This window comes from Ginsengibacter sp. (assembly GCF_057362405.1).
In genome coordinates this window covers 1-7,693 of sequence record NZ_JBMQQG010000177.1, presented here as the reverse complement: position 1 = coordinate 7,693, position 7,693 = coordinate 1, and the positions used below count along the sequence as shown (strand labels likewise).

Annotated in this window: 7 protein-coding genes; 2 read left to right on the top strand and 5 right to left on the bottom strand. The window is 41.4% G+C overall.

Features of this window, described 5'->3' with window-relative positions; genetic code table 11:
• The first annotated feature begins 202 nt into the window (after nt 1–202).
• Complete coding sequence (locus ACO1O5_RS14705; RefSeq protein ID WP_486271472.1) at nt 203–832, top strand: dihydrofolate reductase family protein; 630 nt, start codon at nt 203–205, stop codon at nt 830–832.
• A 145-nt stretch (nt 833–977) separates the two neighbouring features.
• Here the strand turns inward: ACO1O5_RS14705 and ACO1O5_RS14700 are convergent, their stop codons facing one another.
• Nucleotides 978–2,015 (bottom strand): hypothetical protein, encoded by a 1,038-nt coding sequence (locus ACO1O5_RS14700; RefSeq protein WP_486271470.1) that lies wholly within the window; start codon nt 2,013–2,015, stop codon nt 978–980.
• 89 nt (nt 2,016–2,104) lie between these two features.
• On the opposite strand from ACO1O5_RS14700, the gene ACO1O5_RS14695 reads away from it, so the two are divergent.
• Entirely contained in the window at nt 2,105–2,236 is a 132-nt protein-coding gene (locus ACO1O5_RS14695; RefSeq protein ID WP_486271469.1) for a hypothetical protein, read from the top strand.
• Nucleotides 2,237–2,930: 694 nt separating this feature from the next.
• On the opposite strand, the gene ACO1O5_RS14690 is transcribed toward ACO1O5_RS14695, so the two are convergent.
• From ACO1O5_RS14690 to ACO1O5_RS14675, 4 genes are all read right to left on the bottom strand, one after another.
• Complete coding sequence (locus ACO1O5_RS14690; RefSeq protein ID WP_486271468.1) at nt 2,931–5,174, bottom strand: DUF7133 domain-containing protein; 2,244 nt, start codon at nt 5,172–5,174, stop codon at nt 2,931–2,933.
• A gap of 42 nt (nt 5,175–5,216) precedes the next feature.
• Nucleotides 5,217–6,002, bottom strand: a complete 786-nt coding sequence (locus ACO1O5_RS14685; RefSeq protein WP_486271467.1) for a ThuA domain-containing protein — start codon at nt 6,000–6,002, stop codon at nt 5,217–5,219.
• 259 nt (nt 6,003–6,261) lie between these two features.
• On the bottom strand, nt 6,262–6,885 hold the full coding sequence (locus ACO1O5_RS14680) for a hypothetical protein (RefSeq protein ID WP_486271465.1): 624 nt from the start codon (nt 6,883–6,885) through the stop codon (nt 6,262–6,264).
• A gap of 389 nt (nt 6,886–7,274) precedes the next feature.
• Nucleotides 7,275–7,693: hypothetical protein (locus tag ACO1O5_RS14675; RefSeq protein ID WP_486271464.1), on the bottom strand; the 419-nt coding region annotated here is incomplete at its 5' end.

Below are 7,693 nucleotides of genomic sequence, written 5' to 3'. Positions count from 1 at the left end.
CCATTATCCCCGATTTTCATGCGGGCGAAATTCTTGCGGGTCTGAATAAATGCATATTCGAAAGCGGCCATGCTATAGCGATACGTCATCATCTGGGGCGATTTCAATAGTTGTCGCATTGAGCCTTGTAATTGTCGTAAACGGCCTGCAATTGACAGTGTGTTTCTGCCGAAATTTGTTTCTCAATAAATCATAAAAATTCATGAGAAAAATAATTGTATTCTCGATGATCACCCTGGATGGTGTGATGCAGGCGCCCGGTGGACGTAAGGAAGATACATCAGGCGGTTTCAAATATGGCGGTTGGACGGCTCCATATTTTGACGAAGTTTATGGTAAGGCAGTGCAAAAAGAGCTGGAGCCTGCAGATTATCTTTTGGGCAGAAAAACATTTGAGATGTGGGCCGGTTACTGGCCCGAACATGGAGACTTTTGGCCGGGTATTAATGAAGGCACAAAATACGTGTTTTCCAAAAGCTTGAAGAAATCGGACCCGATAGTTACCGGGTGGAAAAACTCAGTAGTAATAAGAAACGTGGCAGATATCAAACAGGTGAAAAACGGCAGGCAAGGTTCAAAAGGCTCTGACATCCAGGTTTGGGGGAGCAGTGAACTCGTTCAGCTGCTACTTAAGAATGACCTTGTGGATGAACTCAGACTCAAAATTCACCCCTTGATTTTAGGCAAGGGAAAAAAGCTTTTTGACAATGGAGCGACTCCGGCGGCATTTACATTAACAGAGAGTATAGTTACACCCGGCGGCGTTATAATTGCCAATTACAAGCGGGCTGGAAAAGTTAAGACAGGTACTATTAAAGTTGAAGAAAAATAGATCCGGCATCTATCCCTACATTTGGTGTGGGTATATTTTCGCAATTTGGGCGCTGGTACGCATTATTGGTATGCGTATACCCGGTGGCGATAGTAATATTGTTTGCATTATGATTTTATGCCACACTTTTGCAGCCGCCGTAATATCAGAACGTCCACCCAATGCGTATATTCAGCGGAACAGATAATGCGCTATATTTTCCTTGCCGGTTTTTCAGATAAGAATAGTTAATACCAAAACCATTTCGAAAATAATTCCAGTTGTCAGCAGGAAATTTTTTACCCGTATAAAACACATTTTTAAACCGCACTCCTAACCCTCCATATACATCGAAAGAAAACCTTTTGAAGATTCGTTGGTAGCCGATTATCATGTTAACGGTATAGGTTTTTTTGTGAATCAAAAATGTATCGGTATAATTATAGGGCAACTGGGTATTAGCAGAATCCGGCGAAGTGTGATTAAATGTGGCGGAAGCGTGATAAGAATTCCTGAGATAATCAAAACCCAATGCGGTATAAAATCCCTGCGGCGCGGAATGATGTGGAAACCATTTTGCTACCAGCCCGGCAGTGACACCTTTTGTTTTTGGCGCAACATCATTTCCTGATCCAATAGCCATGTCCCCGGGTAAGAGGTAGCCCAACATTAATTCACCGGATAATGAAGCATTCAATTTCTTTTCACCGGTAATTTCAACAGCGGGATTAGAAGCATCAATAATTTTTAAAGGTGTAATGCCTAGTATGTATTGATATTTTTGATATTCTTTTGGTACCGGGATCAATCTTTCGTAGGTACTGTCTCTATTGGTAACATCCAGGTAAACATTACGCGGATAGGTAAAACGTTTAGGATTTTCCCAATCGATCAAAAACCCGGGTAAGCCGCAAGGGAAATAATTAAGATTACACCAAAAGGCAAATGAATTTCCCGGTTTTATGCTAACAGTTTTTGAAAGCGTATCGCTGGAAGCCGTAATCATCAACGGGCTTTTGCTCCTTTGAACAGCAAAATCACCGCTTGTAATTTTATCAATAGTCATGTTTCCCGACAAAGTAATCTTAGCAGGTGCATTGGTAAACACATGAACAGTGGTAGTTTTCCTGTTGAATATTGTTGCGCAGGAACTACATGCGAGCAGGCCAATGAAAACCAGGTAATTTTGGTAGTGAGTTCTCATAAAAGGCAGTTTTAAAAGGTACCCCCCATTTTAGTAACACTAATGTAGCCTTAGATGAAAACAAAACATTTTCCTAAATCGATATTTACATGGAATTAACAAAGACCCTCTTTTTTAACCCCGCAGAACTGGAAGATCAACAGGTCCTCACGAATATTGCAGATGAGGGCGGATATGATATCGATAAGTTTCCCGGACAGTACCAGGTCGTATATAAATAATTTATCCTACCCTTTTCGTTTATAATCATTCGATTTGATGACCTACGTCAGTATTTACCATAATTTTTGCTATTACATTTGTACCGGTTTTTCATAGGATAATGGAATAAAAAAGAGGGGTGGATTTTCATCCGGCCCCTCTTTAGGATATATAGATTAGATAGGCTTCTACTTTTGAGCTTATTATTAATATTGGCACCCCGGCTTCTCCCGCATGATTTGAAAACCTTAGCTAATAGTGTTAAATGTGTATAACCTGGTTACGCACTGTTTAGCTATTGAGTTCAGGAATATAAAAAGAGTTCTTTAGCACAATATTTGTCGAATAGCCTTGTGCGTTAGCCATGTTCTCCGAAAACGGTACAAGGAAAAATCAGGTGCTTTTTGCACCAGCAATGCCGGCACCTATTTCACCATTTCCCAGATTTGTGGGCGACCGCTGCGTTATAAAGATCTTTGGATGCCTCAATATTACATTGAACAGAAATGCATGTAGGGGCCAGATCATTTTTACAAGCATTATATTATACTTCTTTTACCTTATCTAACAATTAAGATTATACGCAATTATTTTTTTGCGTGAAAAATTTTCGGGGCTAACAATATATGCTGATTAACTGAATGGATGTATTGCCTCATTGCACGTGGCCGGCAAGCGTACCGCCCACGGGTGTAATTGCTTCTGAAGTATGCGCTACTCTTTTATATTTTTCAGTTCATCCAATGTCCAGGCTTTATTTCTATCTGCAACCTTTGTTCTAAGCGCTTTCACTTCTTTTGAACTAACAACAGGTGAAGGAGTATTTTTAATTTTAGCTGAATTACCAAATTGGTAACGGGCATAGCTTAACACATTGGCAATCCAGTCGTCATCATTGGCAGCCATCGAGGGCATTCCGCCAGAGTAGTTTTTTCCGTTTACGGGGCCGGTCAGGCCGTTTAGTAAAATCCTGATAGCTGTATTTTTCTCAGTAAACTGTAATGGCATAGCGCCTGCAAGTGGAGGGGCGGCCATTGCGTTTCCGCCTATAGAGAGCCCTTTTCCATCGGCACCATGGCAGTTAGCACACAGTGACCTGAATATTATAGCGCCATCCAGGATATCTTCTTTATCTCTACGTGCCATGTTGGCAAGCCTGCCCGAAAGTTCGCCCACCAACTTGTTATTATCAAGCGCATTTTTCGTTGCCACCAGCATTTGGTTACCTGAATTTTCCTGTACCATTTCATTTATCATGGCTTTCGCTTTATCCGAGGAACTACGATACATAGAAAGCATTATCTGCACACGAACATCGTAGCTGGCATCGTCCTTAAGTTTTACTACGGCATCTATCAGCTGGCTATCATTAGCTTTAAGAAATGGCTCACTGATCCACACCGCAGTTTTTCTTACTTGCGGATCTTGGTCCTGCAATGCCTGCATCAAAACGTCCTTATCTATAGCATTCAATCCTTCTAACGTCCACAAAGCGTGTATGCGTGCCAGTTGGTTAGTATCATTTGCGGGAACGCCGTGCCCGCCCGTAGCAATAGCTTTTAATGCAGGAACGACAGATTGATCACTGCGGGTGACAAGCAATTTTTGTGCATTGTCCCGCCACCAGCCATTAGGGTAACCCAGGTATTTTACCAATGCAGCCGAAGATTCATTGAGCATATTTGGTTTCGGATCGCTTTTCATTCCATCATACACCACCCTGTAAATACGGCCGCGGTCTATATTTTTAGCAAGGCCAAGGCTATCTATTTTATGACGTAAAAAACTTCCTTCTTTAGTCCAGTTTCCCTGCTGAATAATTCCGCGGTACATATCTACAATATATAAATTGCCATCGGGACCTGTAGCGCTATTTACCGGGCGGAAATTCATATCGGACGAAGAAATAAATTCCATGCTGTCGTAAGCGTTTTTAAGAAACGTTTTCCCTTTTACATCAGTCACTTTCGCTCTTCTTACTATTCTTCCCACCGGTTCGCATACAATATAATCTCCCACAAAATCCTTCGGCAACGCATCTCCCCGGAAAATAGACTGGCCGCATGAGGCCGTAAAATGATTAAGGGTATTATTTGGCCGCAGCCTTGCATTGCCTCCCTGTACATCCGGCGTTGCTATGATGGGCCATACGCCCTGGAACGCCTTGTCAAACTGATCGTCAAAATCAAGCCTTCCATATACAGGGTTAATCTGAAATCCTAATACCGGCGTTTCTCCGCCTGCACTGGAGAAAAATAAACGACCGTAATTATCATGGGTTAAACCCCATTGTCCATTCACCCCGCTGGCAATGCTGTCCACTTTTATAACACCGTTAGTATACCGAAAGCGCACGGGATCGTATGTCATATACATCCAGTTATCCAGGTTCCAATCGAGCCCGCTTCGCTGGTGTTCCATATTGGCATCGGTGGGAACATAGTTGTCTTTGTTATACACTACTTTTTTTACATCTGCTTTACCATCGCCATTTGTATCACTGTAGCTCGTTATCTTAATTGAATTCGTTTCATTTACCAGCAACTCATTGCCGACGCTTTGCATCATCCGCGGTAATAAAAGACTATCAACAAACACGCTACTCTTATCCATTTTTCCATCGTTGTCAGTATCTTCCAGCAACATGATCCTGCTCCATGGCAACTGCTCGCCGGTGGCATCTGCATCCTTCATGTACGTCAGCATTTCTGCTACATACATTCGGCCATTGCCATCCCACGTAATAGCCACCGGATCTTCAATCATGGGTTCGCTGGCTACCAGTTCCAAATGATATCCTTTTGGAAGATACATGGTCTTCATACTCTCTTCAGGAGATAAGTAAGCTGATGAAGGATGGGGATTAAAGACTGTTTGCCGGTTATCATTTTTTGAGCTACAACTAATCACGAGTAGCCACAAACATAAAAGGACAACGAAGTGAAATTTGATATTCATTTATTTAATGATTTTTATAAAGGCAATAATTGCGGGATGTTGTTATCCAACTTTAAGTTTACCATGATGCTTTATGCCCATGGCATAAATTATTCCCCCGAGAATATGACGCAGGTAAACAGGATCAGCGTAAGACTCATCAACGTGCCCTAACTCAGTATAAAAAGACCGGCCGCCATCATACTCATGGTACCAGGCCATAGGGTGATGGCCCATCGGTTTTATTTTGCCAAGGTCATAACTCTTTTCGTCAATGGTAATTAGTTCATGAAGACCTGGTGCCATCCATTTAAAACTATACCACTCGTCTTTGCGTATCCAGGGGTTGGGCAGTTCTTCGGTTGAAATATTATTTTTATCAACAATGTTGAGCGTAGCAACCTGTTGAGCAGGATGGGCGCCAAAATAAGCCCCCACAAGATTGCCATACCACGGCCAGTTGTATTCGCAATCGGTGGCTGCATGAATGCCCATGAAACCTCCGCCCGATTCAATATATTTTTTAAATGCTTCCTTTTGCTCATCGTTTAATATATCTCCTGTGGTACTTAAAAAAATCACGGCTTTATATTGCTTTAAATTATCCGCATTTATTTTATCGGCATCGAGAGTGGTATCTACATCAAAATTATTTTCAGCACCCAACTTTTGAATAGCTACCAGGCCCAGCGCAATGGAGCTGTGGTGATATCCTGCTGTTTTATAAAATACCAATACCCTGGGATTCTGCTTTGCTGAAACAGCGCTTAAGTTAAAGATTGTAAATGCAAGAGTGACCACTATTATTTGTAAGCCACGGATGCAGTTGATTTTTTTTTGATGGTTCATCACTTTATGTTTTGAGGTTATTTGTTTCAAAGAGATTTCGAAAATTAAAGCAAGTATGGGAAGGCATAAATTTAATTTCAGAGTAAAAGGCACCAGGTTTTGAGCATCTGTCAGCAATCATTATAACAATTCAATGAAACAAACATAGATTTTTTTCAAAACAAGAATAGAAATTATGTTATGGAAACGTTTGCATACATTTTTTCAAAAGAGCCTGTTTGATGCTGACATTAACGCATCGAACAATTACGAAAAAAGTTTATGGATTGATCATAATATGCGCACCGTATGTTCCGGGATCCATGATCCAGGGCATACCGGCGGCGGACGGTTTTTCCGGGAGACCTGTGCTGGCTGCCGTTGCAAATGGGATATAAATGACAGAGCGCAAATAACCATTCTTAACCTCTCCACTGTTATAGTTCACATCTTCCTTTTTGGCAGTATACACATATAATGCTGCGGGATCTTTAGGCATTTTCAACGTGCCTTCCTGCACTTCTTTTCCCCGTTCATCAAATAATTGTTTTTCCGTCATTCCCTGCTTTCTCAGTTCCCGACCTCTCGCCATGAAAGGTTCCAGTTCTTTACTATAACAGGCTACTGAAAACCCGGGTGAACGTGGATTGTCTCCAAGACAGATCATTTCATTGGTACCCTTTCTTAAAGTGACGAGTAGCGTATCGGCATCGTAGCCATAAACGGTGGCGCTATCTCTTTTTTCCTGTGGAGCAGCCAATAATGCCAATTTTATTTGCATGTCTGCGGATGGCAATATTTTTTTAACGGGAGCCACTTCCTTTTGAGTAATGGGTGTAGCTTTTTTATTATTGCATGCTGAACAAGTAATAACCGCTGCCAGGAACAAAAAGATAATTTTCATAAAAACTATTTAGAAAGAATACCCGATAAAAAATATACAAGAGCAGGTCTTTTTAAAGTTAGAACTTATTATGCAATAGCGGCAATTTTCTTCCCAATGATGTCAGTAGAATGTAAAAAAATGCTCTTGCTGCCCTGCTTGTGCCAGTATCTCCCAGCTTCCATTTGTCGAAATATAAAGAAGTATTGCAAACGTCGGTTTGTCATGTAGCCAGTAGCGTTAGCCATGCTTCTGCGATTTACTATCCGGCGTTTCAATATTTATTTCTCAGCAGCGATTTCAGGTCATATGCGATATTATTAAAAGTGTCCACCAGAATCCTCTTGGTGTTCACAACCAAATTTTAGCCGTTGTAGTAAAGCCTCAGGCATTTAAGTTCAATTCAATGTTCACTTAGAAATATCTTCATTTCCGGCATTGGCAAAAGTTATAAAGCTGATGCTTAGAGCGGGCAACGTAATGCTGCCGGCTTTTACAGGTTGTCCATTAATAGCTGGCAATTGATCGTCTGCGGTTAATTGCAAATCATTCCCGTTAAGCTGTACTGTTCTTCCCTCTAATTCTTTAGATGTTAATGTGTACTGTTGCGCAACTGAAGGAATATGGATAGACGTAGTTTCATTATTAGTATTTATCACCAGCAACGTAATGCCACCTTCATGTCCTTTCATGTTGTGTGCAAACAAATAAGTACCCGATGTACCGTCGCCGGCTTCATACACTTCCGTACCCATTAGTTTTGCCCACAATAAGGCAGCCCAATAATTGGGTTTTGGCAAACGGGTATCCTGGTCAATAAGGCTATATT